This window comes from Undibacterium sp. Jales W-56 (assembly GCF_025548535.1).
GTDB lineage: Bacteria > Pseudomonadota > Gammaproteobacteria > Burkholderiales > Burkholderiaceae_D > Undibacterium.
This window is the reverse complement of sequence record NZ_JAJLQW010000003.1, coordinates 473,436-498,662: the sequence shown is the minus strand read 5'-3', so window position 1 is coordinate 498,662 and position 25,227 is coordinate 473,436. Positions and strand designations below refer to the sequence as shown.

At 53.2% G+C, this 25,227-nt stretch carries 30 protein-coding genes; 3 read left to right on the top strand and 27 right to left on the bottom strand.

Annotation, left to right across the window (positions count from 1 at the left end):
* Positions 1-14: 14 nt before the first annotated feature.
* From LPB67_RS11460 to LPB67_RS11445, 4 genes are all read right to left on the bottom strand, one after another.
* Positions 15-1,115, bottom strand: coding sequence for a sensor histidine kinase (locus LPB67_RS11460; RefSeq protein WP_262837320.1), 1,101 nt, complete (start codon positions 1,113-1,115; stop codon positions 15-17).
* Positions 1,116-1,232: 117 nt separating this feature from the next.
* Positions 1,233-1,937, bottom strand: coding sequence for a cell wall-active antibiotics response protein (locus LPB67_RS11455; RefSeq protein ID WP_262837319.1), 705 nt, complete (start codon positions 1,935-1,937; stop codon positions 1,233-1,235).
* Positions 1,934-2,374, bottom strand: coding sequence for a LiaI-LiaF-like domain-containing protein (locus LPB67_RS11450; RefSeq protein ID WP_262837318.1), 441 nt, complete (start codon positions 2,372-2,374; stop codon positions 1,934-1,936). Before LPB67_RS11450 ends, LPB67_RS11455 begins: the two co-directional genes overlap by 4 nt.
* 99 nt (positions 2,375-2,473) lie before the next feature.
* Entirely contained in the window at positions 2,474-2,608 is a 135-nt protein-coding gene (locus LPB67_RS11445) for a hypothetical protein (protein ID WP_262837317.1), read from the bottom strand.
* 109 nt (positions 2,609-2,717) lie between these two features.
* Here LPB67_RS11445 and LPB67_RS11440 point away from each other — a divergent pair, with 109 nt between their 5' ends.
* Positions 2,718-3,182, top strand: coding sequence for a hypothetical protein (locus LPB67_RS11440; RefSeq protein WP_262837316.1), 465 nt, complete (start codon positions 2,718-2,720; stop codon positions 3,180-3,182).
* Between the two features lie 16 nt (positions 3,183-3,198).
* Here the strand turns inward: LPB67_RS11440 and LPB67_RS11435 are convergent, their stop codons facing one another.
* Positions 3,199-4,260, bottom strand: coding sequence for a hypothetical protein (locus tag LPB67_RS11435; protein WP_262837315.1), 1,062 nt, complete (start codon positions 4,258-4,260; stop codon positions 3,199-3,201).
* A gap of 209 nt (positions 4,261-4,469) precedes the next feature.
* Here LPB67_RS11435 and LPB67_RS11430 point away from each other — a divergent pair, with 209 nt between their 5' ends.
* Both LPB67_RS11430 and LPB67_RS11425 read left to right on the top strand, forming a co-directional pair.
* Positions 4,470-4,772 carry a hypothetical protein gene (locus tag LPB67_RS11430; protein ID WP_262837314.1) on the top strand — a complete coding sequence of 101 codons (303 nt, stop codon included), beginning with the start codon at positions 4,470-4,472 and terminating at the stop codon, positions 4,770-4,772.
* Between the two features lie 139 nt (positions 4,773-4,911).
* A complete protein-coding gene (locus LPB67_RS11425) occupies positions 4,912-5,967 on the top strand; it encodes a hypothetical protein (RefSeq protein ID WP_262837313.1) in 1,056 nt (351 codons plus the stop codon).
* Positions 5,968-6,260: 293 nt separating this feature from the next.
* Here LPB67_RS11425 and LPB67_RS11420 read toward each other — a convergent pair whose 3' ends face one another.
* The 22 genes from LPB67_RS11420 to atpB all read right to left on the bottom strand — a co-directional run bounded on the left by LPB67_RS11420 (position 6,261) and on the right by atpB (position 25,226).
* The gene (locus LPB67_RS11420; protein ID WP_262837312.1) at positions 6,261-6,680 is read right to left on the bottom strand and encodes a DUF1801 domain-containing protein; all 420 of its coding nucleotides are present in this window, start codon (positions 6,678-6,680) and stop codon (positions 6,261-6,263) included.
* A gap of 353 nt (positions 6,681-7,033) precedes the next feature.
* The gene (locus LPB67_RS11415; RefSeq protein WP_262837310.1) at positions 7,034-7,588 is read right to left on the bottom strand and encodes a hypothetical protein; all 555 of its coding nucleotides are present in this window, start codon (positions 7,586-7,588) and stop codon (positions 7,034-7,036) included.
* Between the two features lie 278 nt (positions 7,589-7,866).
* Positions 7,867-8,397, bottom strand: a complete 531-nt coding sequence (locus tag LPB67_RS11410) for an REP-associated tyrosine transposase (RefSeq protein WP_262837309.1) — start codon at positions 8,395-8,397, stop codon at positions 7,867-7,869.
* Positions 8,398-8,706: 309 nt separating this feature from the next.
* Positions 8,707-9,174, bottom strand: a complete 468-nt coding sequence (locus tag LPB67_RS11405; RefSeq protein ID WP_262837308.1) for a helix-turn-helix domain-containing protein — start codon at positions 9,172-9,174, stop codon at positions 8,707-8,709.
* A gap of 800 nt (positions 9,175-9,974) precedes the next feature.
* On the bottom strand, positions 9,975-10,379 hold the full coding sequence (locus LPB67_RS11400; protein ID WP_262837306.1) for a VOC family protein: 405 nt from the start codon (positions 10,377-10,379) through the stop codon (positions 9,975-9,977).
* Positions 10,380-10,491: 112 nt separating this feature from the next.
* Positions 10,492-10,968, bottom strand: coding sequence for a VOC family protein (locus tag LPB67_RS11395; protein ID WP_262837305.1), 477 nt, complete (start codon positions 10,966-10,968; stop codon positions 10,492-10,494).
* Positions 10,969-11,064: 96 nt separating this feature from the next.
* Complete coding sequence (locus LPB67_RS11390) at positions 11,065-11,475, bottom strand: cupin domain-containing protein (RefSeq protein ID WP_262837304.1); 411 nt, start codon at positions 11,473-11,475, stop codon at positions 11,065-11,067.
* A gap of 15 nt (positions 11,476-11,490) precedes the next feature.
* Positions 11,491-11,904, bottom strand: a complete 414-nt coding sequence (locus tag LPB67_RS11385; RefSeq protein ID WP_262837303.1) for a hypothetical protein — start codon at positions 11,902-11,904, stop codon at positions 11,491-11,493.
* 31 nt (positions 11,905-11,935) lie between these two features.
* Positions 11,936-12,184, bottom strand: coding sequence for a DUF167 domain-containing protein (locus tag LPB67_RS11380; protein ID WP_262837301.1), 249 nt, complete (start codon positions 12,182-12,184; stop codon positions 11,936-11,938).
* A 205-nt stretch (positions 12,185-12,389) separates the two neighbouring features.
* Complete coding sequence (locus LPB67_RS11375; protein WP_262837300.1) at positions 12,390-14,441, bottom strand: primosomal protein N'; 2,052 nt, start codon at positions 14,439-14,441, stop codon at positions 12,390-12,392.
* Between the two features lie 449 nt (positions 14,442-14,890).
* Complete coding sequence (gene hemE / locus LPB67_RS11370) at positions 14,891-15,982, bottom strand: uroporphyrinogen decarboxylase (protein ID WP_262837299.1); 1,092 nt, start codon at positions 15,980-15,982, stop codon at positions 14,891-14,893.
* Between the two features lie 386 nt (positions 15,983-16,368).
* Entirely contained in the window at positions 16,369-17,157 is a 789-nt protein-coding gene (locus LPB67_RS11365; protein WP_262837298.1) for an SGNH/GDSL hydrolase family protein, read from the bottom strand.
* 2 nt (positions 17,158-17,159) lie between these two features.
* A complete protein-coding gene (locus tag LPB67_RS11360) occupies positions 17,160-17,984 on the bottom strand; it encodes a PPK2 family polyphosphate kinase (RefSeq protein WP_262837297.1) in 825 nt (274 codons plus the stop codon).
* 28 nt (positions 17,985-18,012) lie between these two features.
* Positions 18,013-18,432, bottom strand: coding sequence for a CoA-binding protein (locus tag LPB67_RS11355; protein ID WP_262837296.1), 420 nt, complete (start codon positions 18,430-18,432; stop codon positions 18,013-18,015).
* Between the two features lie 134 nt (positions 18,433-18,566).
* Positions 18,567-18,989 carry a F0F1 ATP synthase subunit epsilon gene (locus LPB67_RS11350; protein ID WP_262837295.1) on the bottom strand — a complete coding sequence of 141 codons (423 nt, stop codon included), beginning with the start codon at positions 18,987-18,989 and terminating at the stop codon, positions 18,567-18,569.
* Between the two features lie 84 nt (positions 18,990-19,073).
* A complete protein-coding gene (gene atpD / locus LPB67_RS11345) occupies positions 19,074-20,477 on the bottom strand; it encodes a F0F1 ATP synthase subunit beta (protein WP_262837294.1) in 1,404 nt (467 codons plus the stop codon).
* 30 nt (positions 20,478-20,507) lie between these two features.
* Positions 20,508-21,377 carry a F0F1 ATP synthase subunit gamma gene (gene atpG / locus LPB67_RS11340; RefSeq protein WP_262837293.1) on the bottom strand — a complete coding sequence of 290 codons (870 nt, stop codon included), beginning with the start codon at positions 21,375-21,377 and terminating at the stop codon, positions 20,508-20,510.
* An 18-nt stretch (positions 21,378-21,395) separates the two neighbouring features.
* Complete coding sequence (gene atpA, locus LPB67_RS11335; protein ID WP_262837292.1) at positions 21,396-22,937, bottom strand: F0F1 ATP synthase subunit alpha; 1,542 nt, start codon at positions 22,935-22,937, stop codon at positions 21,396-21,398.
* A 64-nt stretch (positions 22,938-23,001) separates the two neighbouring features.
* Positions 23,002-23,535 (bottom strand): F0F1 ATP synthase subunit delta, encoded by a 534-nt coding sequence (locus LPB67_RS11330; protein WP_262837291.1) that lies wholly within the window; start codon positions 23,533-23,535, stop codon positions 23,002-23,004.
* A 2-nt stretch (positions 23,536-23,537) separates the two neighbouring features.
* Positions 23,538-24,008, bottom strand: coding sequence for a F0F1 ATP synthase subunit B (locus tag LPB67_RS11325; protein ID WP_262837290.1), 471 nt, complete (start codon positions 24,006-24,008; stop codon positions 23,538-23,540).
* Positions 24,009-24,072: 64 nt separating this feature from the next.
* The gene (gene atpE / locus LPB67_RS11320; RefSeq protein ID WP_110254369.1) at positions 24,073-24,315 is read right to left on the bottom strand and encodes a F0F1 ATP synthase subunit C; all 243 of its coding nucleotides are present in this window, start codon (positions 24,313-24,315) and stop codon (positions 24,073-24,075) included.
* Positions 24,316-24,395: 80 nt separating this feature from the next.
* Positions 24,396-25,226 carry a F0F1 ATP synthase subunit A gene (gene atpB, locus LPB67_RS11315; RefSeq protein ID WP_262837289.1) on the bottom strand — a complete coding sequence of 277 codons (831 nt, stop codon included), beginning with the start codon at positions 25,224-25,226 and terminating at the stop codon, positions 24,396-24,398.
* Position 25,227 lies beyond the last annotated feature (1 nt).

The window sequence follows — 25,227 nt, the reverse complement described above, 5'->3', positions numbered from 1 at the left end:
ATTTTTTGTCTCGATCAGATCGCAGAATCTTGCGGTATTGCGATCTCTACCAGGAAAGTGTCGCTGCTGCGGGTCCAGCTAATGCGGGCTTTGTCGCCGTACATCGACTGTAAACGCAGGCGGCTGTTTTTTAGTCCATGCCCATTGCCGACGGTATCGCCGGGCGCGGGATCGATGGGATTTTGTATCGTGATATGCAACCAGTCGCCCCTGCTCAGAGCGCGTACCACGATGGTGCCGCCTTCGGTCAAATCGCGGATCCCATGCTTGATCGCGTTCTCTATGCAAGGCTGCAATAGCATCGGCGGAAGCAAGGCGGTTTGCGCCGTATCGGCAATCTGGATATCGCTTTGCAGCTTGTGGCCGAAGCGGATTTTTTCTATGGCTAAAAAATGTTCGCACAAACGTATTTCTTCGGCGAGGGGAATCCGCTCTTTCTCGGAGGAAGCCAGGGTCTGGCGAAAGAACTGCGCCAGCTCCAGCGTCATACTGCGTGCCGCTGCCGGATCGATCGAGGTCAAGGCGCTAATGGAATTGAGGCTATTGAATAAAAAATGCGGATTGATCTGGGTGCGCAAGACCTGCAACTCAGCGTCTCTGGCCTGGACCCGCGATTCTGCAGCGCGACGATCTGCCAGACGCACATTCTCAAACGCGATCAACACATCATGCGCAAATATCGACAACAAATATAAACAGCTGCCGGCAGCAAACAACATCACCGACATCTGTGGCGTGATCGCAATCAAACTACCCGGCAGCGTGGTACCGCCTACCGTACCGCCAACGGCGCCAAAGCCGATGAGCTGACGTAAGGTGTAGGCCAGATAATTCCAGGCATAGCACAGCGCTAGCCACATCAGGCCGGAGATCAGGGATGCGCCGCCGAAGATCGCCAGCGTCAAAAAAAACTGCCGCTTCGCCATCGGCAATGAGCGGCAGACATAGTAAGCAGAAGCAGCCACAAAGCCGTAAATCAAACTCACCGGTATCGCAAACCCGAGGCCGGCTTGCCAACTGGTGCCGGCAGTCGTCACCAACAGCGCTGCGATCACCACACCCGCCAATAGCCATGCCATCAGATACCACATCAGCTTACGCATATTGGAAGTCATCGGTTTCATCGCTTGAGTGCTCTAAGAGTTACGTCATCAACACCGGGGCGTAGATAGCACAATGTATCCTTTGCGCTATCTACGCCTCTGCGGCTAATTTTTTGTGTGCATCCCAAATTAATTCTTGATTTCAACCCCGCCCATAATCACGTAACCTTCGATCACCAAGCGTTTGACCGGTGCCATCGGCGGTACGGTTTTATCGTCAATCCCGCCCATGATAGGGATGCCATTGCTGACCACGGTCCAATCCGCTGGGACTTTTAGCACGATCCCGCCCCACATCGCAAACACCTGCAATACCGCTTCGGATTGTATCGATGCCTGGCGCAAGTCGATCTCGATGCCACCCATCACTGCAGTCGCTTCGCCGCCGCGAAAATCTTGCGATACCACGCTCATGTTGTTGCCGCTCATGAAGGCCACTGCATCGATGGTGGTATCGGCCATTGCGCTCATGCCGGACAAACCGGGGCTCTTGCTGGCATTTTCCTTCTCCCTACGCACCCCTTTGAAGACGACCGCCAGTCCCGCCATGATGATGAACATCGGCCACCAGTCCCGCATGCGGAAATACACGATGCCCATGTTCGATAAAGTCATCAGCACGCCTGCCGCAACCAATGCGCCGCCGATGATGTAGCCAGAACCATGGCGGGTTTGCGCCATTTTTAAACCGCCGAAAGCGATGAATACCATGGGCCAGAACTGGAGGTAGTCGCGGGCATTAAACCAGTGCAGATTATCGACCAGCGCCAGTACCCCGAAGATCACGACGATGGCGCCGAACAGGACGCGACGCTGATTATGTGAGTGATTCATGATTGAGACTCCTTGTCAGAATTTTTATTCGATTTGCTGGTCAGGTTATAGGCACCTCTGATCAAGGTGGCGGCACCAAAAGCGATCAGGATGACCGGCCAACTGGTTCTGAATGTCCAGCCCCATAATTCGGTCAGGCATACATACAGCCACAAACCGATGATCACTTGCATCGTCCCTTTGATCATTTGCTCAAAGACGGTGGCGCTCAAGGCCTTGACCAGGCCGATCAGGGCGATGAGCAAAGGCCAGCAATACCACCAGCGAATTTTTTCGCCGATGTAGGGGCGTAAATCGACAAAGCCCCATTGTTCCAAAAGAAATATGCAGCCGACCGCGATCAGCACAATCCCCCAGAGCACCGACTCGCGTTGCCGCTCTTTTCTGGCGTCGCTTACCGCTTGTTGCAGCTTGTCTTGCGTTATATCAGAACACATCATGATTCCTTCCTTTATTCATTTGCGGATCGCGGTTGGCAACTGTCCGCAGAATTTAGCCGATTACCGGGCTGACGTCCGTCATTAATTTTGAGTCACTCATTGCGTCGACAGGCTCAAGATAATCGCTCCGTCATCCAATGTCTCGCGGATTTCGGCGAACGCCGGCCTGGCTTCGGTAAGCGGCGAAAAACCGGTGAATGACGCGCCGCGACAGGCCAATACCCGGCGCATCACGCTTCTGCTCCATTGACAGTAATGGACAGCAATGGATAGCAACGGATAGACAAGCAAATCATCTTTACGTAAGCTATGGACACTCCGGCTTCCACCCTCACGCCCCATGATAGAAAACATCCTGCCATTTTTAAATGTGATCTCGACCGCGGCGAAAGCCATGCAATGGTTTCGCGACGTCAGCGCCAAGAACAAAGGCGACGTGCGCGCCTTGATCGAAGAGATCAAAGAAAACTCGCGCTTATGTTTTCGCGTGGTGCAGGACAAGGTAGCGCCTGCCGATGTGATCCCGGCATTTTCTACGGCGGTATTTGATCGCCTGAATGCGAGCGGCTTTGATTTTGATTCAGTCCGGCGCGACACCATTCCCGGCTACGAAGGAATAGAAAAAAGCGATCTGGCGAGCTGGGCGGGCAAACCCACCGGCAAACTGATTGAAAACATCTACGACAAGATCAAGGACCTGCGTTCCCTGCATGCGTTTAAAACGCCGGAAAATTATTTATGGAACCGCCGCATCGAGAATATCCATAAACGGATTTTGCTCTTGCTGCGTCATGTCCGTACCTGATGCCGTACTGACTGCATTAAGTGATCCAGGCCCCGTCGCGATAGACCACTTCATCGTCGAGCAATACCGCCTCGGTCACGGCAAATACATCGACATGGAAACGGCAATCCTTGCGCTTGAGCTGCGGCTTGGTATACACGCCATGCTTGGCGCCCAGCGAGAGATGGATGCCGCACATGCGCTCATAAGTTCCGATGTCGCACACGGTGCGCTGCGCCGAGAAGGCGCGGTTCAGACCGAATCCTAATTCACGCAACCAGACTTCGCCTTCCACGGCACGGATATTGGTCAGCACCTGATCGAATTCCGGCGTGGAATCGACGACGCCGCTGACGCGGCCTTTTTCCACGATCAGGGTAATCGGCCTGGCAGGTTGATTGACTAAGAAGCTGGTATCGCCGAACACAAAAATCCGCACACGTCCGCTGACCGCTTCCAGATCCTGCGCCTCGGTGAACACTTCGCCAATCGGGAACTGGCCGCCGACATTCGTCATGCCGGTGTAATCGCCGATGTTCAGCTTGGCGGATTCCAGGGGTGAAGCAAACACCAGGCGCGCGCCCTCGCCGCTCTCCACTACGGCGCTCTGCGCGCGATCGATCTTGTGCTTGAGGGCGCGACCGACGCCGCGATAATACGCAGGATCGTAAGCCAGGCTATCGATATAAATCAGCGCCTCTGTCTGGGTCAGGCGCGACAGGTGCAAATGCTCAATCACTTTCAGGCCGCGCTTGAACAGCTCTACCCTTACCCGGTAGGCATCGAGGCGGAAACTGGTGGTCTGCACCAGCACCACCAGGTCGGATGCTGCCATGACGTCAAAAATCGCATGGATTTCATCCGGGCTGACCTGATCGAAATCGACATATTGCGCGTCCGGCAGGCAGCGGCGATAGGCTGCGCTCAATGCCAGCGTCAGACCGCAGCCGGTATCCGCCACGATCAGCGCCTTATGGGAGGGCCCATGCTCGATCGCCAATGCCAGAATGTCGGCAATATGGCGGGTCGCGGTCGCAATTGCCTGTTCTGGCAAGCTGCCGTGGATATCGGCGGGAAGGTCTGGAAGGTGCATGGTCATGATGAAATTCGTTACAAAATTCGCTAGCGCATTGTAATCGACAATCGGAACTGCAGCGCTCCGGCCTGCTGACTAACTCTAGCAAAATCGCCGGTTTTTGTTAGAAAAACCAGCTAATTTCGGGCTTATTTGGGTATTTCTACTAAAAGCCAATTCAAGTTACGGCTAAATCTGCCGTTACCGATTGATGCATCTTTAAGCAAACCAGCATGAAACTTTTTCCCTTCACCCGTGTTACCCAGGTTCTGCCAGCGGATCAGCGCACCGCCGGCGGTGCAGCTGCGTCGCCGCAATCAGGCGAAGCACAGAGCAAAACTGCCGAGGCCAATGAAGTCGTGCGCAGCTTACGCAGCGGCGACGATCGGCGTCAGGGCGGGGACCGCCGTCGCAACGACAGAGCGCCGTCATCGGTGGCGGTGATGTTCGACACCCGCGCAAAAACCGCCCGGCGCAGAGCCGCAAGGCGCAGCGAAGATGACGAGCAGCTGCGCCATTTTTCGATCAAGATTTAATCGCTCACGCTAAAACACCCGCCGCATTACTGCGCTACGGCCCATTTAGCCGTAGCATCGATCCCGAACCATCACGAAACTTCCCAAGTTCTGCACGCTGCGGGGATAATAGCGACTTCATTGCCTTTCGAAAGCCGCTATGTCCAAGCTGATCGCCCCTATCCCTTTCCAATCCAAACGCCTGAAGCGCAAGCAATTCGCCAGCACCGGCGACGTGCACATCCAGGGCGACCTGACGATCGCTACCCAATTGCTGGTCGGCGGCGACTTGCTGGTCGATGGCGATCTGGCAGCAGAAGAAGTCTTTTGCCTCGGCAAACTCACCGTCACTGGCGACATCCGCGTGCAATCGCTGTACGTCGGTCAGGCGCTCGATTGCGGCGGCGATATCGAAGTCGAGTTTTTATTGAAAACCGGCTGCAGCGCCGAGTGGATGGCACGCATGCTGGAACTCGATCAGGCCAAAACCGCTAAAGACGGCAGCAGCTACCTGGATCAATTTGTGCATCCGGCGATCCTGCAACGCGACGCGCATCAAGAGATGTTTGGCGGCTTCGGCGACATCCAGGCGCTCGGCTACCTGGCCTGCGATGTGCTCGACTGTCACGGCAGCGTGCAGCTCGACGACGTGTTCGATGTGATCGAAGTCCAATACATCGGCGGTCATCTGAGTGCCAGCGAAATCCTGATTGCCGGCGACGGCAATTGCAAAGGCGAAGTCTTTAGCGAAACCGATATCACCGTCACCGGCAGCCTGTTCGCCGGCAGCCTGACCTGCCAGGGCAATCTGGAAACCGGCGCGCTGATCAGCCAGAGCGACATCAGCACCTGGGGCAGCTTGCGCGCCACCGGCGAGATCAGCAGCCTGAATGGCGAAATCCACGTCGGTCGCTGGATCGCCACCAAAGCAACGATCTACGCAGCACGCTACATCAAGGCCGGCGAATCGGTGGTCGCGGAACAAGGCGTCAGCAGCGGCGACGATTTCGGCATTCTGGCAGGCACGACACTGCGCCGCTCGCTATGGGCAAGCAACGGCTTCGTCTCGGCACCAAGCAAGCCGCGTCATATTTTGTCCGGCAAATTTATCGAAGACAAAAAACTCAAGCACATCGACGCTTTAGAAAAAAAACGCGAGGTCGAACTGGATTGGGAAGTGGTACGCCGGCTCAAGCGCGAATCCGAACTCGCGTGATCGATCCTCGCTATCCAGCCGCCTACTGTGCGGCGGGTCGGTATCGCTGACCGCGATTGATATTTTCGGGGGGTGCTTTCGCAGGCTATGCCGCCAGTCGCCTGATCAAAGATGACAAGGCCAGGCGACATCGGCAAAACCATATACTCCCCACAATGCACCAATAAATATGCCTTAATCCGCATTGTTTTAAGCGCATTTAAAAAAATACATGGTAGGAGTATATGTTTACCTTGCGCTAATCATACCTGCGCAGGCTGATCCGATGTCGACCCTGTTCAAGGTCGGAATCCCTAGGACTTCGCTTTCTTCGCAGGCTTGGCCTTGCCGGCACTGTTGAGGGCAACCGCTGCGCGAATCAGCGCCTTGAAGGCGGACTCGTCCACTTCTTCTCCTTCATGGATGTCGATCGCGCGGCGTGCGTTGCCGTCGAGGCTGGCGTTGAACAACCCCGCCGGATCTTTCAGGGACGCCCCCTTGAGGAAGGTCAGCTTGATCTTGTCTTTGTAGGATTCGCCGGTACAAATAATGCCGTGGTGCGACCAGACCGGCGTGCCCATCCACTTCCACTCCTCGACCACATCAGGGTCCGCTGCCTGGATCAGCTGACGCATTTTGCTGAGGGTTTCCCCGCGCCAGCCCCCGAGTTCGGCGATTCTGTTCGAGATCAGCTCCGATGCCGGCTGACCCTGGTTCGCTTCTGATTTTTTCATGTTTGCATCCTGGAAGTTTCAGATGGTTTTTATTTACAAGACGGTCAAGTTATATCGGGCTTTGGAATGGCGCCGCCTAACGTTTGACATGAGGGGCGGCCGACAGCAGGCGAAGCCTGATGTTGGACGTCCCCTCGATGGAAGGGTTAGGTTTCTCGCTCAATCCCACAGAACCTCGTATACGTTCTGACTTCTGGTGAGATTCGGAATCTTGCACCTAGTAGCTTCTTCTGCTTCGACTACTCCATCAGCGCCCATGCGTTCGGCGAATGGAGCAAATGCCTCTGTGCCGGCACTGGATACGATGACAACAGACGCAACGGCAAGCTCCTCGTCTTCAGTTCCGGAGCGGACTAGCAGGACGTGTGTGACATGGGGCATGGCGCGCAACGCAAATAGTTCCCGGCTAATTCTGTGAGAGTTATGCGTACTTCGAGGTTCGGCGCAAATGCACCCTCGGCGTCGGGGTGGGCAAGAAACTCCTCAATGGTCATTGGTGGCGTACCTAGCGTTCCTGGCGTACCCCACCGGTCAATCATGCCGTGAATGAGCTGCGAAATTCGACCCGACCAACCTTTAGCGAGGTCGGTCATGTCGAGGACGAAAGACTCACCTTGAACTGTTGAGATCTTGGATTTCCTGTTGCCGTCTCCGTGCTTGGTTGAACAAGCAGAGACTTCACTCCACACGATGCGAAAGTGACCTGTGGGGCTGGAAACGTACAGGGCGTCTTTGGTGAAGTAGTACTTGAACTTGTAGATGGCATACACCAACTCGCCAGACCCCAAATTGAAGGGGACGGACGAGGTTCCCTCTGGGAAGATCTGACAATGCGCACCTCGCCCTTCGTTCACCTCCATTTGAAACATCCGGGCGATGAAGGCCTTGGGATCGTCAACGAGCGCCATAGAGAAACCTAACGTGATTTAATTTTCACTTTGCAAAATTAACCGGGTAAGAAAATCGCTCAAAACCCAGTATTGATGCGGCTTGGCAGCCATTAAGCAAAACCTGAAATGAGGCAGAATTTCAACCATGCCAGCTTACGGAAAAATGGCATTCTTGTCCACCCGGCAAATGTGCAAACCGGTTATGTGCAGCGAACTGGATTCCCGTCTGCAAAAAACCGCAGGCAGAGGCTGGGCCATTACGTAGGTGCGATTAGCGCAGCGTAATCGCACGCATGTCAATCGTCACCAGGCGCCCCGGTCGATTCATCTCCACACCAATCCACAGGATAAATCCCCGCCGCTACCGCCCGATGAAAAGTCGAATACGGCCAGTCCGCAACACGCTGCACCAGGCCATGTTTCAGCGGATTGACATGCACGTAATCCACATGGCGCTGATAATCCTCTTCGTCGCGAATCAGGTGTTCCCAATAATGCCGTTGCCACATACCCCGCTCACCCGCCGCCTGTCGCACGGCGGACAAGGATTCGGTTTTGGGTAAGGCGCGCGAAAAGCCGCTCTTGATTAAACGCCAGCGTAAGCTGAAGTCGCTGTCGCCGGGCGGTAGGGTGAAAACGCAATGCATATGCTCAGGCAATACCACCCAGGCATCAATGTGAAACGGGTAGCGCTGACGGACACGCTTTACCACCTGCCGCAACAATGCGATCTCGCGTACCAGTAAATCATTGCGGTGTCGCTCAAGTAAATTCACAGTAAAGAACCAGGTGCCTCCGGGTAGGAATGCGCGGCGATAATTGGACATGGGTCAGGTGGTCGTTTAAGTGATTCGGACTTTCAACCTACGTACGATTACGCTGCGCTAATCGTACCTACGCGGGCTGAGACTCTATCTCTGCAGAATCCATATTAATCATCTGACATCCAATTGCGACAAATACACATGCAATCACGATTGGCAGTAGGACTTTGATCTTGCTTAGTTCAATTATTTTTTCTTCAGTGACGATCATTCATCTCCCCTTATGCCTAACGTAGAGGTCTCGGGATCGCCGCCACCAGAAAGTTAAAAAAAAGAGGAATCGTCATTGGCGATTCCCCGACGACCGTCTTGTTATGTGTTTTTTGCTTCTGGCGATTCATACCAAATACCATATTTATCCCCTTGCCAAACCAGAAGATAAAATAAATAGGCGTTTGTAAGCATAATTAAACCACCAGCCAACGCGACCTGATTTACTAGGCCTAGAGCACAAAATAAAAACCCACTAATATGCGACAAAATTTCCACCCTTTTAGCAATGCTTCTGGTGGGTTGAGCAATTAGAAGGTTCATGGAAAAGCAACATTTAAGCCAAAATGGAAGGTTTTGCCAATTAGCTGTGTTTTTGTCAATCATAAATATCTCCTGGTTTAAGGTTGAAACATCAACTTCAAGCACAGACGCAAGACATTTAAGAGACTCTAAACTAGGTTTTTGACCGCTTTCTATTCTCTGAATAGTTCTAACATTTAAACCAGACATCAAAGCTAATTGCTCTTGAGAGAGTTGGCGGCTGATACGTAACTGTTTAAGAATCATTTAAATACTCCAACGTAAGTGAACCATGAGTATTCATAGATTCTTACTTTGTCGGTTACGAATTTCGCCCGACAATTAGCCGACAGAGCCATTTTTCGAGCTATATTCACATAACGCCGCGCTAACAGGCGAGCAACATGGGCCGCGAAGCGGCAAGCTCTCTGTTGCTTGTCCTGGTTCAGCAACGAGTTATACGACATATGTCCCCAGCTCCTTCCGCGAAATTTGAATCACGTACTCAAGTAACTCCAGAGGCAAATCTGAAACGAACTGAGTCACAAGATACTGCTGCAGAGCATCGCTGCGAAAAACCTCTAATACCAATTATTTATTGCCATCACTGTGGCGATAACACTCCAAGCCAAGACCATCTCTTTGGACGTCGCTAGCAGCTAAAAAACTGTAGTCAATGCCTGCAATGTTCATGAGGTATAACGTGATTTAATTTTCATTTTGCAAAATTAACCGGGTAAGAAAATCGCTCAAAACCCAGTATTGATGCGGCTTGGCAGTCATTAAGCAAAACATGGAATGAGGCAAAATTTCAACCATGCCAGCTTACGGAAAAATGGCATTCTTGTCCATCCGGCAAATGTGCAAACCGGTTATGTGCAGCGAACTGGATTCCCGTCTGCAAAAAACCGCAGGCAGAGGCTGGGCCATTACGTAGGTGCGATTAGCGCAGCGTAATCGCACGCATGTCAATCGTCGCCAGACACCTCCGGGTAGGAATGCGCGGCGATAATTGGACATGGGTCAGGTGGTCGTTTAAGTGATTCGGACTTTCAACCTACGTACGATTACGCTGCGCTAATCGTACCTACGCGGATTAAGGCCTCGGGTTCGTGGCAAACCGCTTCGATGTTGTGCCCGTCCGGTCCTATGACGAAAGCGGCATAGTAGTTCGCGTGGTAGCGCGGGCGCAGACCAGGCGCACCATTGTCTTCGCCACCCGCCTCCAGCGCCGCGCGATAGAAAGCGTCGACTTGCCGGCGATTCTCAGCCACGAATGCGAGGTGAAGGTGGGCCGGCTTCTCCTCGGTTTGGTGCAGGCACAATGAGACCTTGCCCTGTGGCTGGCTAAGCTCGACGCCGTTCGGCGGCCACTCCGTGACAACCGTTACGCCGAGCGGTTCGAGTGCCTTGAGGAAAAACGTTTTGCTCGCTGCATAGTCGCTGACGCCGAATTTGACGTGATCAAACATGAATTCTCCTAAAGTGTGTGGTCTGTGCGAGACCTAACGTAGAAGTGAGCGGCCTGCGCGGCTTTTCGCGCAGGCCGCTCGATTGCCGGATTAGACGCCACTTCTTTAGTTCTCAACGGTTACGTCCTATGGGATTCTCTCGGGAAGTCTGCTGCCCGAGCTGTTCGGCGAGCCCGATGAGAATTCCTTCGGGACCACGGATATAGCAGAGCCGATACATGTTTTCATACTGGACCACTTCCCCGACGAGCTTCGCGCCGCGTTTGCCGAGCCGGACGAGCGTATCGTCGATGTCCTCCACGGTGAACATGACGCGTAGGTAACCAAGAGCGTTCACTGGGGCGACGCGGTGATCGGCGACAACGGGCGGCACGAGGAAGCGGGACAACTCGAGCCGGCTGTGGCCGTCCGGAGTACGCATCATGGCAATCTCGACGCGCATGCCGTGCAATCCGGTGACGCCATCTGCCCAGTCTCCTTCAACTGGGGCACGCCCCTCGAGATCGAGACCAAGTTCGGTGAAGAACTCAATGGCGGCATTAATGTCTTCCACCACGATGCCGACGTTGTCCATACGCTTAACTGTCATGATGTCTCCTTGGCGTCTAACGTGATTTAATTTTCATTTTGCAAAATTAACCGGGGTTGAAAATCGCTCAAAACCCAGTAACGAGGATTAGTTCCCTCACTCCAGCGGGTCGAGAAACGGCGTGCCCGGCTCACTGACGTAGAAAATCACCAGGCGCAATGCCTCCGTGGCGCTCTTGTTGTATCCGGTCATTCTGACATTGGCCGGTTCTACAAACGCTTGCCCGGCCTTCACCACAACCGGTGCGCGACCTTCAAGCTCCAGAGTGAATGTGCCTTCCAGGATATACACGGTCACCGGCGAGCGGTGCGTGTGAAAGACCGTCTTGTCGCCCGGTTTGAAGCTTGCCGTGAAGACCCGCACCGCCTGGTTCTCTCCACGCGGCATGCCTGCGACAAGCTCGCTAAAAACGAGATCCGGCTTGGCGGTGCCGTGCGCTTGGACTGCCAGCGGCGAGCCTAGCAACAGAGCCGTCAGGCCGTGGGCGATCAGCTTCAGTGTTTTCAAGGCGTTCTCCCTAAATTATTGTTTCATCGCTGCGCCGCATTTTGAGCAAAACTTAGGTAAAGAAAAGGGACTTTGACTGCGCTCTGTCCGGCCGCAAGCGTCGCAAAAGCGGATGGTGCGTATATTAAGAAAGGTGATGAGGGTGACCATGGGAACTGCGAGGTATAGAGACTCCGTTGACGCGTCTGTATAGAATATGAAGCCAAGAAAGAGTAGCCCGGCCAGCACCACGAAAAATGGAAGCACCTTCCGTTTCAATGCGGCGTTTCGGTTGAAGAAAAAAAATGCCGCACCGCTGCCGCCAAGAAGCGCCCAAATTACAAGGAACACGGGAAATACTTGCTGTACGCTATTTTGGTTCATCATTTTAAGGCTAAGGCTTTTTAATTTGCGAAATCCGAAGTTAACAGAAAAATGCAATTTCAGCAACGCATTCTGTTAACCCGAAAGCGATGCGGACTCAGTTGTTGTCGATACGGACCAGCTTCATGCGGCCCGAAGCGCCGCTCTTGATGGACACCGCAGACTTGCGGCAGGCGAAGCGTCTGGCGACCAGTGCAATGAGTTCTTCGTTGGCCTTGCCATCTACCGGCGGCGACTTGAGTTGGGCCAGCCACACGCCCGTGCCGGTTTCTTCCAGGGTGCTGACGCGGGCGTTCGGCTTGACTTTGACCTGGATGACGGTGACTGCGTTCGCCGCTGTGTTCAATATATCCTCTGCTGAAAAATGGGTAATACAGCGATTTTATGCACCCTGATTAGACAGATCCGTCGCCGTGACGGCGTAAACGGATTGTGACATGTTTCTATTCACGCCATTGCTAGCCGGATCCGCCCTATCCATGCGCTTCTTCAGGCACATGCCGCAAGACCCGCATGGATAGGGCGGGTCCGGCTAGGTGTTTTTGATCGCCTTAAATATCAACGGGATCAATCTCGACCGACCACTTGACCCGCGACTTCAGGGCGCGCAGATCGCTGATCCAGTTTTTGACGAAGTATTGCAAGGCTGGCCGGGAGGTGGATTCGACCAATAGCTGGGCGCGGTCGACGTTGGCGACGCGGGTCATGGTCATGGGAATCGGGTCGTTGACCGTGATGCCGGGATCGGTGGCGAGGGCGGCGGCCTGGTGCAGGAAGTCGAGCGCGATTTGCAGCTGTTTGGCTTCGGCACGCAACAGGGCCTGGTAGATAAAGGGCGGCATGCCGGCCTGTTCGCGCTCTTCCAGTAGGTCGTTGGCGAAGCTGTCGTAGTCGTGCGCCATCAGGGCGTGGTACAGCGGGTGGTCGGGGTAGCGGGTCTGGATCAGGACTTCGCTGAGGTTGCCGTCTTCTTTGCGGGCGGCCCGGCCGGCGCGGCCGGCGACTTGCATCAGCTGGGCGAACAGGCGTTCGCTGGCGCGGTAGTCTTGCGAGAACAGGGCAGAGTCGGGATTGAGCGCGGCGACCAGCGTGAGGTTTTTAAAGTCGTGGCCTTTGGCGACCATCTGGGTGCCGATCAGGATGTCGACTTCGCCGCGATGCACGGTATCGAAGGCGGCTTCGGCACTGCCTTTAAGCCGCGTCGAATCGGCATCGATGCGGAATACCCTTGCCCCGGGGAAAATCTGGGCCAGGCTTTCTTCGATTCTTTGGGTGCCGCGGCCTAGCGGTTGTAGGTCGATATTGCCGCAAGTCGGGCACGATCTTGGGATACGCTGCTCTAAGCCGCAGTGATGGCAGCGCAGTTTGCGGTCGAGTTTGTGCATGACCAGATGGGCGGTGCAGCGGGTGCAGTTGCTGATCCAGCCGCAGGCGTCGCAGGCGATCACGGGCGAATAGCCACGCCGGTTGAGGAACAGTAGTGATTGCTCACCTTTCTCTAAACGTAGGCGGATGGCGGTGACTAATCGCTGGGTCAAGCCTTCGCTGGGTTTTTCATGCTCGGTATTGATGATCTTGACGACCGGTAACACGGCGTCTTTGACTGCCCGCTCAGCCAGGCTGAGCTTGCGATAGCGCAATGTTTTGGCGTGCAGCCAGCTTTCTAAAGACGGGGTGGCGGAGCCGAGCACGACCGGAATATCGAGCTGGCGCGCCCGCCAGACGGCCAGGTCGCGCGCCGAATAACGCAAGCCTTCTTGTTGCTTGTAGGAAGGATCGTGTTCTTCGTCGATCACGATCATTTTTAAATTCGGCAGCGACGCCAGGATCGCCAGACGCGTCCCGAGGACGATGCGGGCCTGCCCCAGATGCGCGGACAACCAGTGGCGCACCCGTTCGCCTTCGGCCATGCCGCTGTGCAAGGTGGCGATCTGGATACCGGAGAAGCGCTGACGCAGATGCTTCTCTAGTTGCGGCGTGAGGTTGATCTCGGGCACCAGAATCAGAACCTGCGCATCGGGACTTTGCGCCAGCACTTTGGCAGCGGCCTGCAAATACACTTCGGTCTTGCCGCTGCCGGTAACGCCGTACAGCAAATGCGGCGAAAATTTTTGCGCACTGGCGATGGCATCAACCGCTTGTTGCTGCCCGGCATTCAGCGCCGGTTCGGGATTGGGGTTGCTGTCTTGCGCTACGGCGTCTTTGGCGACTTTCTTGAGATTGCGTTCCAGCGAGCTGACTTTGGCAGTACGCAGATTCTTCGGCAATGCCGGTAAGGCGACCTCGCCCAAGGGACGCTGGTAATAGTCGGCGGCGAAACGGCAGAGCTCCAGCCAGGCTTCGGGCAACGCGGTCAGCTGGCTGCGCACTTCTAGGGCATCTTTGAGCTTGTCCGCGGGAACCTCGGTGCGATCGCTGATGCCGACGATCAGTCCCATGACCTGTTGACGGCCAAATGGCACCAAGGCGAGCTGTCCAATCTGGGGCAGGCCGGGTGCGGCGGGGGCGCCCGCCTCCGCCCCGGTTTCGCGCAACGGCCATCGATAATCGAAGCTGCTGTCCAGGGGCGTGTCAAGCACGATTTGGAGGATGCAATGTTCCACGAACTTAATGTAACTCGTGAGGATATGCGCTAACTAACGGTTTCATAAGTGCTTTTTGACATATCCACAGTTTCTGTGGATAACTTTGTGGACAAAGGTGTATTGACATGGCTTTGCGCTAGGTTTTATGCGGGTTTCCATAAACTGCCCATTCTAAAAGCAAAAATAAATTCTTTTAAAATCAATGACTTGCAAAATTGAATAAAGTCTTGAAAATAAATTTTCGCGATTTTTTTATTCTCCTCATATTTGTGCATAACTAACAGAAAGTGTGCATGTAAATGAGGATTTTGTTGCGCCTATTTCATTGATTCTGCCAATCATTCTGGCTTGGCAGGCGCATGGATAGTCAGTGTTGCACAGCACCATGACGAAATATCAAGCGCTGCCAAGACTTATCATTTTGTGATGGCGAATTCACCATCACCTAGACAAGTCTTAAATAGGGTTTATGCCATATTTTGGCGCTGCTGGCGGCTAAATTCATGCACCGTATCCACCAGCACGCTGACCGCATCCGGCGGGGTAAATTGCGAGATGCCATGTCCCAGATTAAACACGTGACCGTGACCCGCGCCAGGGGTGCCGTAGGCTTGCAGGGTATTGATGACTTGCTGGCGGATCTGCTCATGGCCGGCGAACAGGACTGCCGGATCGAGATTGCCTTGCAAGGCGACTTTGTCACCGACGCGGGCCCGTGCTTGCCCCAGGTTCACCGTCCAGTCGAGACCGACCGCATCCGCACCGATGCCGGCGATCTGTTCCAGCCATAAGCCGCCGCCTTTGGTGAAGACGATGGCGGGAATGCGCTGACCGTCTTTTTCGCGCTGTAGCTGATTAACGACGTCTTGCATATACTTGAGCGAGAAACGCTGATAGGCGCCATCGGCGAGCGCGCCTCCCCAACTGTCGAAAATCATGACGGCTTGCGCACCGGCATCGATCTGCGCATTCAGGTAGCTGGCAACGGCGCTCGCATTGGTTCTGAGTATGTGATCCATCAAGTCGGGACGCTTGTACATCATGCTCTTGACGGTATGAAACTCGCGTGAGCCCTGCCCTTCCACCATGTAGCAAGCCAGTGTCCACGGGCTGCCAGAAAAGCCGATCAGCGGCACGCGGCCGTCCAGGGTGCGGCGGATCTGGGTCACGGCATCGAACACGTATTGCAGGCTGCCGGGCTCTGGGACTTTCAGCGCGAGGACATCTTTTTCGTCTTTCAGCGGGCGCTCGAATTTCGGTCCCTCGCCTTCTTCAAAATACAGCCCCAGGCCCATCGCGTCAGGCACGGTCAGGATATCGGAGAACAAAATCGCCGCATCGAGCGCAAAACGATCGAGCGGTTGTATAGTGACTTCGGTCGCAAAATCCGGGTTCTTGGCCAGACTCATGAACGACCCGGCGTCTTTGCGCGTGGCGCGATACTCGGGCAGGTAGCGACCGGCCTGGCGCATCAGCCATAAAGGGGTGTAATCGGTCGGCTGGCGTAATAGGGCTTTCAGAAAAGTGTCGTTCTTGAGTGCGGCAAAAGGTGAGGACATAAATACTTTCGATAAAACGGATACGGGAATGCTGGCCGGAACTGAGAAAAACCGCTACTGAGCGTCGAATGCTGGTAGTCGGTTGGCAGTTTTTTTGCAATAAGCCGACATTATCGCCTATGCACAGGATGTAGGCATCTGATCTGAGTCAATCTAAACAAATCCACAGAATTTTTTAGCAAAATTTCCGTGGAAAAACTGTGGATAACTTTGTGGATAGAATTACTGACGACGACTTGCAAATACCACTAATAAAGTAAGCACTGAATATTGGCTTTTAACTCTATGTTTTTATTCACTATTTCTTTTCAGCTATGGTGATAGTTTCTGTTTATGTAAATAAATTACTTATTCAGATTGTGTATAAGTTTCTTCAGATAAGGATTTCAGAGAGTAATTAATTGCGCTTGCAGGCAAGCGCCGGTCAATTGCGCAGCCCAGGCTTGGGCGCCTTTGGCGGACGGATGATAGCCGTCATGCGCCATCAGGGCCGCATCCTGAATATCGAACCCGGTAGCGACATACAGCAGCCTGGGACGCGCACTGGCAAGTTGGCGGGCCACGTTGTCCAGCGACCTGGCTTTGATGCCCAGCACCATCCTCAAAGGTTGCGGCAAAGCCGGAAAAGCATGCAAAGGCGGTACACCCGAAATGACGATCAGTTTGGGCGAAAAATGCTGTTCTACTGCATCGATGAGCTGGGTCAAATCGGCGCGATAACGCCGGTTCGATTTGAATGCAGTGGTGTCGTTGACGCCAAATGCGATCAACAGGATATCGGCTCTCGGGCTGGCCTCAGGTAGCAGGGGTAACAAGGTTGCGATCGCTTCGGCAATATCTGCACCGTTTTTGCCCAAGGCCTGCCAGGCGACATCGGCTTGCAATTGACCCGATAAGGCAAGGGCAAATTGTGCGGTGATGGACTGTTCGTAGCGGTCCACTCCGACACCGGCAATCGTTGATTCACCCAGGCCGATCAGTCTCAGCGTTTTGCCGCCGGGATTATCGGCAACCGGCGACGTGGTTGAATAAGTGGCTGAATACGCACAAACACCGGATGGCAAGCCACTGGCTTCCGGCAAGCGTGGCGTGTTTGCCCTGACTCGTTTGCCTTGCCAGCTTAATAGCGGCAACAGGGGTAGTGCGACTAATTCAGCCCAATATGCGCACAACATGTTCAGCTCACTTTGATTTTGCTTAACTCCGGGTTGCCGGGCGGGTAGCTCAATTTCAGGCTGATTAGTTTTTCCTGCACGATGCTTGCGATGGCCAGATTGCGCTGGGTTTTGGAGTCGGACGGGATCACGTACCAAGGCGCATGATCGGCATCGGTTGCCATGATGACTTTTTCGTACTGGCGCTGGTAGCTGTTCCAGAATTCGCGTTCAACCAGATCCTGCGGATCGAATTTCCAATTTTTGGCAGGATCTGCCAGACGTTCTTCTAGTCTTTCCTTTTGCTCTTTGGCTGAAATATGCAGAAAAAACTTCAGCATCACGGTACCGGTTTCTGCCAGCATCTTTTCGAAATCGCGGATGTGTCCGAGCCGTCTTTTGCACTCGGCCTCATCGATCCAGTCATGCACCCGGGTAATCAGGACGTCTTCGTAATGGCTGCGATTGAAAATCACGATTTCCCCGCTAGCTGGAAGCTGCTGGTGAATGCGCCATAAATAGTCGTGTTCCTTTTCAATCGCGGTCGGCGCTTTGAAGGCGACGGCGCGCGCGCCCAGCGGATTGATGGCGCCGAACACGCCGCGCGCTGTGCCGTCTTTGCCCGAAGTATCCATGCCTTGTAAAACGATCAGCAGCTTATGCTTTTTCTCGGCGTAGAGTATCTCTTGCATTACAGCGAGCTCTTCTGCAATCCGTAGCGTGCTGAGCTTATCGGCGGCTTTGCTGTCGGCCTTCGAGTCTTTGCTTGCAGGAATCAGTTTGAGCGAGGCGTTTTCGTCTTGCAGGACTAATTTTTCTTTGCTGCGAAATAGCTGGCTAATACTCATAGAGACTCCAGGGGTTTGACCTGCCGATTTACGATAACTGTAGGTGATCGATTTTAATGCAACGATTCATGATGACCGCAAGACCGGCATCACGCGCAATTTTGGCGGCGTCATGGTTGATCACACCCTGCTGCATCCAGACGGCTCCGGCATGCAGCGCAATGGCTTCCGCAACGACCTCAGGAATGGCTTCCGAGCGGCGGAAACAATCGACGATATCAATCCGCTTGCCGGTTTTTTCCGCGGCCTCTGTCAGGCTGGCATAACATGGCAAACCTAAGATAGTGTGACCTGCCTCAAGCGGATTGACCAACAATAAAATGTAGGCATGTCTTTGCAAATAAGCCGCCACTTCATGACTGGGGCGGGACGGATTCGCCGAGATACCGACGACCGCGATCACTTTGCTGCTGTGTAAAAGTTCTTTGGCGCGGATTTGCTCTGACATATTTTAGGCAGTACAAAATTGACGGTATCGGTGCGATGAAAAGATGAAAAACAAAAAGGCAGCCTGAGCTGCCTTTCCATTGTACTGCGTGCTGATTGATTACGACGACGGTGTCATGCATCAATCATGTTGCCTTAACGCTTGGAACGCAATTTTTGAATTGCGGCCAACTGCGCTATTGCGACTGCCAGTTCTGCCTGTGCCTGCGCATAGTCAATCTTGGATTCTTTATTGACCAGGGCTTCTTCTGCCAGTTTTTTCGCTTCGTTCGCTTTTGCTTCGTCCAGATCTTTACCGCGAATCGCCGTATCGGCCAAAACGGTAACCGCATCCGGTTGCACCTCAAGCAAGCCGCCGGCGACGAAGACGAACTCATCTTCTGCCTGGCCTGTAATCTTGATGCGCACCGCACCTGGCTTGATGCGGGTGATCAATGGCGTGTGCTTTGGATAGATACCCAATTCACCCGCCTCACCCGGCAACGCGACGAACTCGGCCTCACCGGAGAAGATCAACTCTTCTGCGGAAACCACGTCAACGTGAATAGTGTGTGCCATATCGGACCTTTTCATTCGATCAAAAAACGAAGGGTGTAACTCGTGCTTATGTAACTCCCAGCCTGCTACACCCTAAGGCTTATATTACGCAGCCATTTTCTTCGCTTTTTCGATGGCTTCGTCGATAGTGCCTACCATGTAGAACGCTTGTTCCGGCAGGTGATCGAGTTCACCGGAAGCGATCATTTTGAAGCCCTTGATCGTGTCTTTCAGTGACACGTATTTACCTGGAGAACCGGTAAATACTTCAGCAACGTGGAAAGGTTGAGACAGGAAACGTTGCATCTTACGTGCACGTGCCACCAGCAACTTATCTTCCGGCGCCAACTCGTCCATACCCAGAATCGCAATAATGTCGCGCAATTCTTTGTAGCGTTGCAGAGTACCCTGCACAGCGCGCGCTGTTTCATAGTGCTCTTGACCCACCACTTGCGGGTCCAGCTGACGCGATGTCGAATCCAGTGGATCAACCGCAGGGTAAATACCCAGGGAAGCGATGTCACGCGACAGAACAACGGTGGAATCCAAGTGAGCAAACGTGGTTGCAGGAGATGGATCGGTCAAGTCATCCGCTGGCACATACACGGCCTGGATGGACGTAATGGAACCAGTTTTGGTCGAGGTAATACGTTCTTGCAGACGGCCCATTTCTTCAGCCAGAGTCGGCTGGTAACCCACGGCGGAAGGCATACGGCCCAGCAAAGCGGAAACTTCGGTACCGGCCAGTGTGTAACGATAGATGTTATCGACGAAGAACAACACGTCTTTACCTTCGTCACGGAAACCTTCAGCAATCGTCAAACCAGTCAGCGCAACGCGCAGACGGTTACCTGGCGGTTCATTCATCTGACCGTACACCATCGCCACTTTGGAGTTTTCCGGGTTTTCCAGATCAACTACTTTTGCGTCCGCCATTTCGTGGTAGAAGTCATTACCCTCACGAGTACGCTCACCAACGCCGGCAAACACCGACAAGCCGCTATGCGCTTTAGCGATGTTATTGATCAGTTCCATCATGTTGACGGTCTTGCCCACACCCGCACCGCCGAACAGACCAACTTTACCGCCTTTGGCAAACGGGCAAACCAGATCAATCACCTTGATACCGGTTTCCAGCAATTCTTGCGAAGGGGACAGTTCGTCGTAAGCAGGTGCTTTACGGTGGATCGATGCAGTAGTTTCACGGCTGACCGGACCACATTCATCAATTGGATTACCCAATACGTCCATAATACGACCCAGCGTTGCTTTGCCGGTTGGTACCATGATAGGTTTGCCCGTATTCGAAATCATCATGCCGCGACGCAGACCGTCGGAAGTACCCAGCGCAATCGTACGGACAATGCCGTCACCCAATTGCTGCTGAACTTCCAGAGTCAGTTCGGAGCCTTCCATTTTCAAGGCATCGTAAATCTTAGGCATCGCGTCACGTGGAAATTCAACGTCCACAACAGCGCCGATACACTGAACGATTTTGCCATTAGCCATGTTCGTTCCTTCAATAATATTAAAATTCGTTTAGACCGCTGCCGCGCCGGCGACGATCTCGGAAAGCTCTTTGGTAATCGCAGCTTGACGGGTTTTGTTGTAAACCAGTTTCAGTTCACCAATCACATTACCTGCATTATCACTGGCTGATTTCATCGCTACCATACGAGCCGATTGTTCAGACGCCATGTTTTCTGCCACTGCTTGAAAAATCAGCGCTTCTACATAACGCACCAGCAACTCATCAATCACCGTGTTGGCATCCGGTTCGTAGATATAATCCCAGGTATGGGTATGTTTATCTGCCGCCAGTTTGTCGGCCGTCAGGGGCAATAACTGCTCCAGTACCGGCTCTTGCTTCATGGTGTTAATGAACTTGGTGTAAGACAGGTAGACTGCATCCAACTTACCGTCCTGATAGGCATCCAGCAACAACTTTACCGGGCCTATCAGTTTATCCAGATGCGGTGTATCGCCGAGTTGCACTGCGTGCGACACGACCTTTGCACCGATCCGGTTCAGGAAGCCGAGACCTTTATTACCAATTGCGACCGCTTCAATTTTTGAACCCTTCGCTTCGAGTTCACGCAACTTGCTGGTGACCAAACGCAATACGTTCGTATTCAGGCCACCGCATAAACCTTTATCGGTCGTCACAACGATCAGTCCGACTTTTTTGGACTGATCTTGCACGACCATGAAAGGATGCGTGTACTCAGGATTCGCCTGCGACAAGTTCGAAGTGATATTACGAATCTTCTCACTGTATGGACGGGCTGCACGCATCCGGTCTTGCGCTTTACGCATTTTGGATGCGGCGACCATTTCCATCGCCTTAGTGATCTTCTTCGTGTTTTCTACACTTTTGATCTTGCCGCGTATCTCTTTGCCTGAGGCCATCTTTAGCTCCAGTTAAGATCAGTACGCGCCGGATTTTTTGAAATCAGCAACAGCAGCGGCTAAAACGGCTTCGCCATCTTTGTCGAGTTGCTTGGTTTCTTCAATCTTGGCGAGCAATGCTGCGTGGCTAGTTTTCAGGTAGTTATGCAGGCCAGCTTCGAAAGCCAATACTTTCTTCACTTCGACGTTATCCAGGTAACCTTTATTCACTGCGAACAGCGAAGCGGCCATCAGGGAAATCGACAAAGGAGCGTATTGCGCTTGTTTCAGCAATTCCGTCACGCGTGCACCGCGATCCAGCTGCTTACGTGTGGACTCGTCCAGATCGGAAGCGAACTGCGCAAACGCCGCCAATTCACGGTACTGCGCCAAGTCGGTACGGATACCACCGGACAGGTTTTTGATGACCTTAGTCTGAGCGGCACCACCAACGCGCGATACCGAAATACCGGCGTTGATCGCAGGACGGATACCGGCGTTGAACAAGGAAGTTTCCAGGAAGATCTGACCATCGGTAATCGAAATTACGTTGGTTGGAACGAAAGCGGAAACGTCACCCGCTTGGGTTTCAATGATAGGCAATGCCGTCAATGAACCTGTTTTACCTTTGACTTCACCTTTAGTAAAGGCTTCCACGTAGTCAGGGTTCACGCGAGCGGCGCGTTCCAACAGACGTGAGTGCAGGTAGAACACGTCACCTGGATATGCTTCACGGCCTGGCGGGCGGCGCAGCAGCAGGGACACTTGACGGTAAGCCACCGCTTGCTTGGACAGATCATCATAAATGATCAGTGCATCTTCGCCGCGGTCACGGAAATATTCGCCCATCGCGCAACCGGAGTAAGCGGAGACGAATTGCATCGCGGCCGATTCCGCTGCTGTCGCAGCCACCACGATGGTGTATTCCATCGCGCCGTGCGCTTCGAGAGCACGCACCACGTTTTTCACGGAAGACGCTTTTTGACCAATCGCTACATAGATACAAGTAACGTTCTGACCTTTTTGGTTGATCACGGCATCAATCGCTACCGCTGTCTTACCAGTCTGGCGATCGCCAATGATCAATTCGCGCTGACCACGACCGACCGGCACCATCGCATCAATCGATTTGATACCCGTTTGCATAGGCTCGGAAACCGATTGACGGGCAATAACGCCAGGCGCGATCTTTTCGATCGGTGCTGTCATTTTTGCGTTGATCGGACCTTTGCCGTCGATAGGCTGACCCAGTGCGTTGACTACGCGACCGCGCAGTTCCGGACCGATAGGCACTTCCAGAATACGACCGGTACATTTGACGGTATCGCCTTCGGAAATATGCTCGTAGTCACCGAGAATAACGGCGCCGACGGAATCACGTTCCAGGTTCAATGCCAGACCGAATGTATTGCCTGGGAATTCCAGCATCTCGCCTTGCATCGCGTCAGACAGACCGTGGATGCGGCAGATACCGTCGGTAACGGAAATAACCGTACCTTGATTACGAATTTCAGCGTTGGTGCCAAGGCCTTGAATCCGGCTCTTGATCAGCTCGCTGATTTCTGATGGGTTGAGTTGCATACTAACTCCTAAAATTGTTTCAGTACTTACGCCGCAATTTACGCGGTGAATGTCACGCAGCGCTTTACGCTGTTAATGCGACTTGCATCTGTTGCAGCTTGGCACGAACCGAGGTATCCAGCACTTGATCACCGACCACGATACGCACGCCACCGATCAGGGAGTTATCCACTGTCACGGTCGGGTGCAATTTGCGGCCGAATTTCTTTTCCAGCGTGGTCGCCAGATCGCTTACCTGGGCTGCCGATAATTCAAATGCGCTGATAATTTGCGCATCTGCTGCGCCTTCTTGCGCATTTTTCAGCGCTTGAAATTGTGCAGCGATTTCAGGCAACAAGGTTAAACGATCGTATTCAGTGAGCGCACCGACGAAATTTTTCGCCTCGTCGTTCACCGGGGATTTCAACACGGACAAGAAAGCCTCAGCTGTTTGACTAGCGGAGACTTTTGGGTTGTGAGCAAGAGCCACTACATCGGGATGTGCTGCAGCTTGCGCCATCTCGGCAACCAGTTCCGACCAGGCGGACAGGTTGCCGGACTGGGCAACACGGAACAATGCTTCTGCGTAAGGACGAGCGATCGTTGCGAGTTCGGCCATGATTACAGCTCGATTTTCAGTTGAGTCAACAGATCAGCGTGAGCTGATGCATTGACTTCACGCTTCAGAATTTGCTCTGCGCCTTTGACTGCCAATGTGGCAACCTGGTCGCGCAACTCTTCACGTGCTTTAGTCACTTGATTATCGGCTTCTGCTTTGGCTGCAGCAAGGATGCGTGCGGCTTCTGCGGAGGCTGTATTTTTAGCTTCGTCGATGATCAGTTGAGCGCGTTTTTCTGCGTCAACGATACGCTTTTGACCTTCATCACGGGCACCGGCCAATTCGGCTTGCACACGTTTTTCGGCTGCTTGCATCTCGGCACGACCGCGATCGGCTGCTGCTAATCCGTCCGCGATTTTTTTCATGCGCTCATCGATGGCGCCGATCACTGGCGGCCAGATGAATTTTGCAGTCACCAGAGCAAGGATGAAAAACACCCCGGCCTGGTACCACATTGATAGATTAAGATTCATAGTTGTTTCCTTATCAGATCGATCGTTCCGCAGACAAAGTCTGCGGTAGGAAAAGGAAAATCAATTAGCCTTTGAACGGATTTGCAGTCGCGAAGAACATAGCAATACCAACACCGATAATGAACGCAGCGTCGATCAGACCAGCCAACAACAACATTTTACCTTGCAGTTTTTCCATCAATTCTGGTTGACGGGCAGATGCTTCCAGATATTTACCACCCATCATAGCGATACCGATACATGCACCCAAAGCGCCCAAACCGATAATCAAGCCACAAGCCAAAGCAACGAAAGCGACGTTAGTCATGAGAAAACTCCTTAAAAGTTAAAAATTAAAATACCAAACCAAATAACAAAACCAAAAACGATAGAAACCTGAAACTGTAATTAATGCGCTTCGTGAGCCTGACCCATGTACACCAAAGTCAGCATCATGAAAATAAAGGCTTGCAAAGGTACGATCAAGATATGGAAGACCGACCAGGCAGTACCAAGAACCAGATGACCAATACCACCAGCGATAGAATCCGAAGCGCCAAGTAAAGCTGCAATCAACAAAAACAACAATTCACCCGCGAACATATTGCCGAACAGCCGCATGCCGAGCGAGAAAGTCTTCGCCGCGTATTCAACCAGGTTCAGTGCCAGGTTAAAAGGGAAGAGCATGGGACCGAACGGTGCGCTGAACAATTCTTTGATGAAACCGCCGGCACCTTTAATCTTGAAGCTGTAAAACATCATCAAAGCAAATACGCCGATCGAGATCCCCAAGGTACCGTTCAGATCGGCGGTTGGAACAACGCGGTGATGTGTTTCCGCACTGATGCCAAGCGCTGGGAACAGCCATTGAGAGAACAAATCCACAGGCAAGAAGTCCAGTGAGTTCATCAACACTACCCAGACAAATACCGACAGGGCCATAGGCGCGATGAAACTGGTGTTGCCGTGAACGATGCTTTTTGCGTTGTTATCGACCATTTCGAATAACATTTCAACCGCGCACTGGAAGCGGCCAGGTACGCCGGATGTGGCTTTGCGCGCTGCCATGTACATGATCAGCGTGCCGATCAAGCCGCAAACCACGGACCAGATCACAGTGTCGATATTGATGTAGGACATGTCCCACAAAGATTCTTGAGGAATATGCGAATTGGATAAATGTCCCAAATGATGGGATATATATTCTGACGCGGTTGGGGCGTTCTCAGTTGCGCTCATG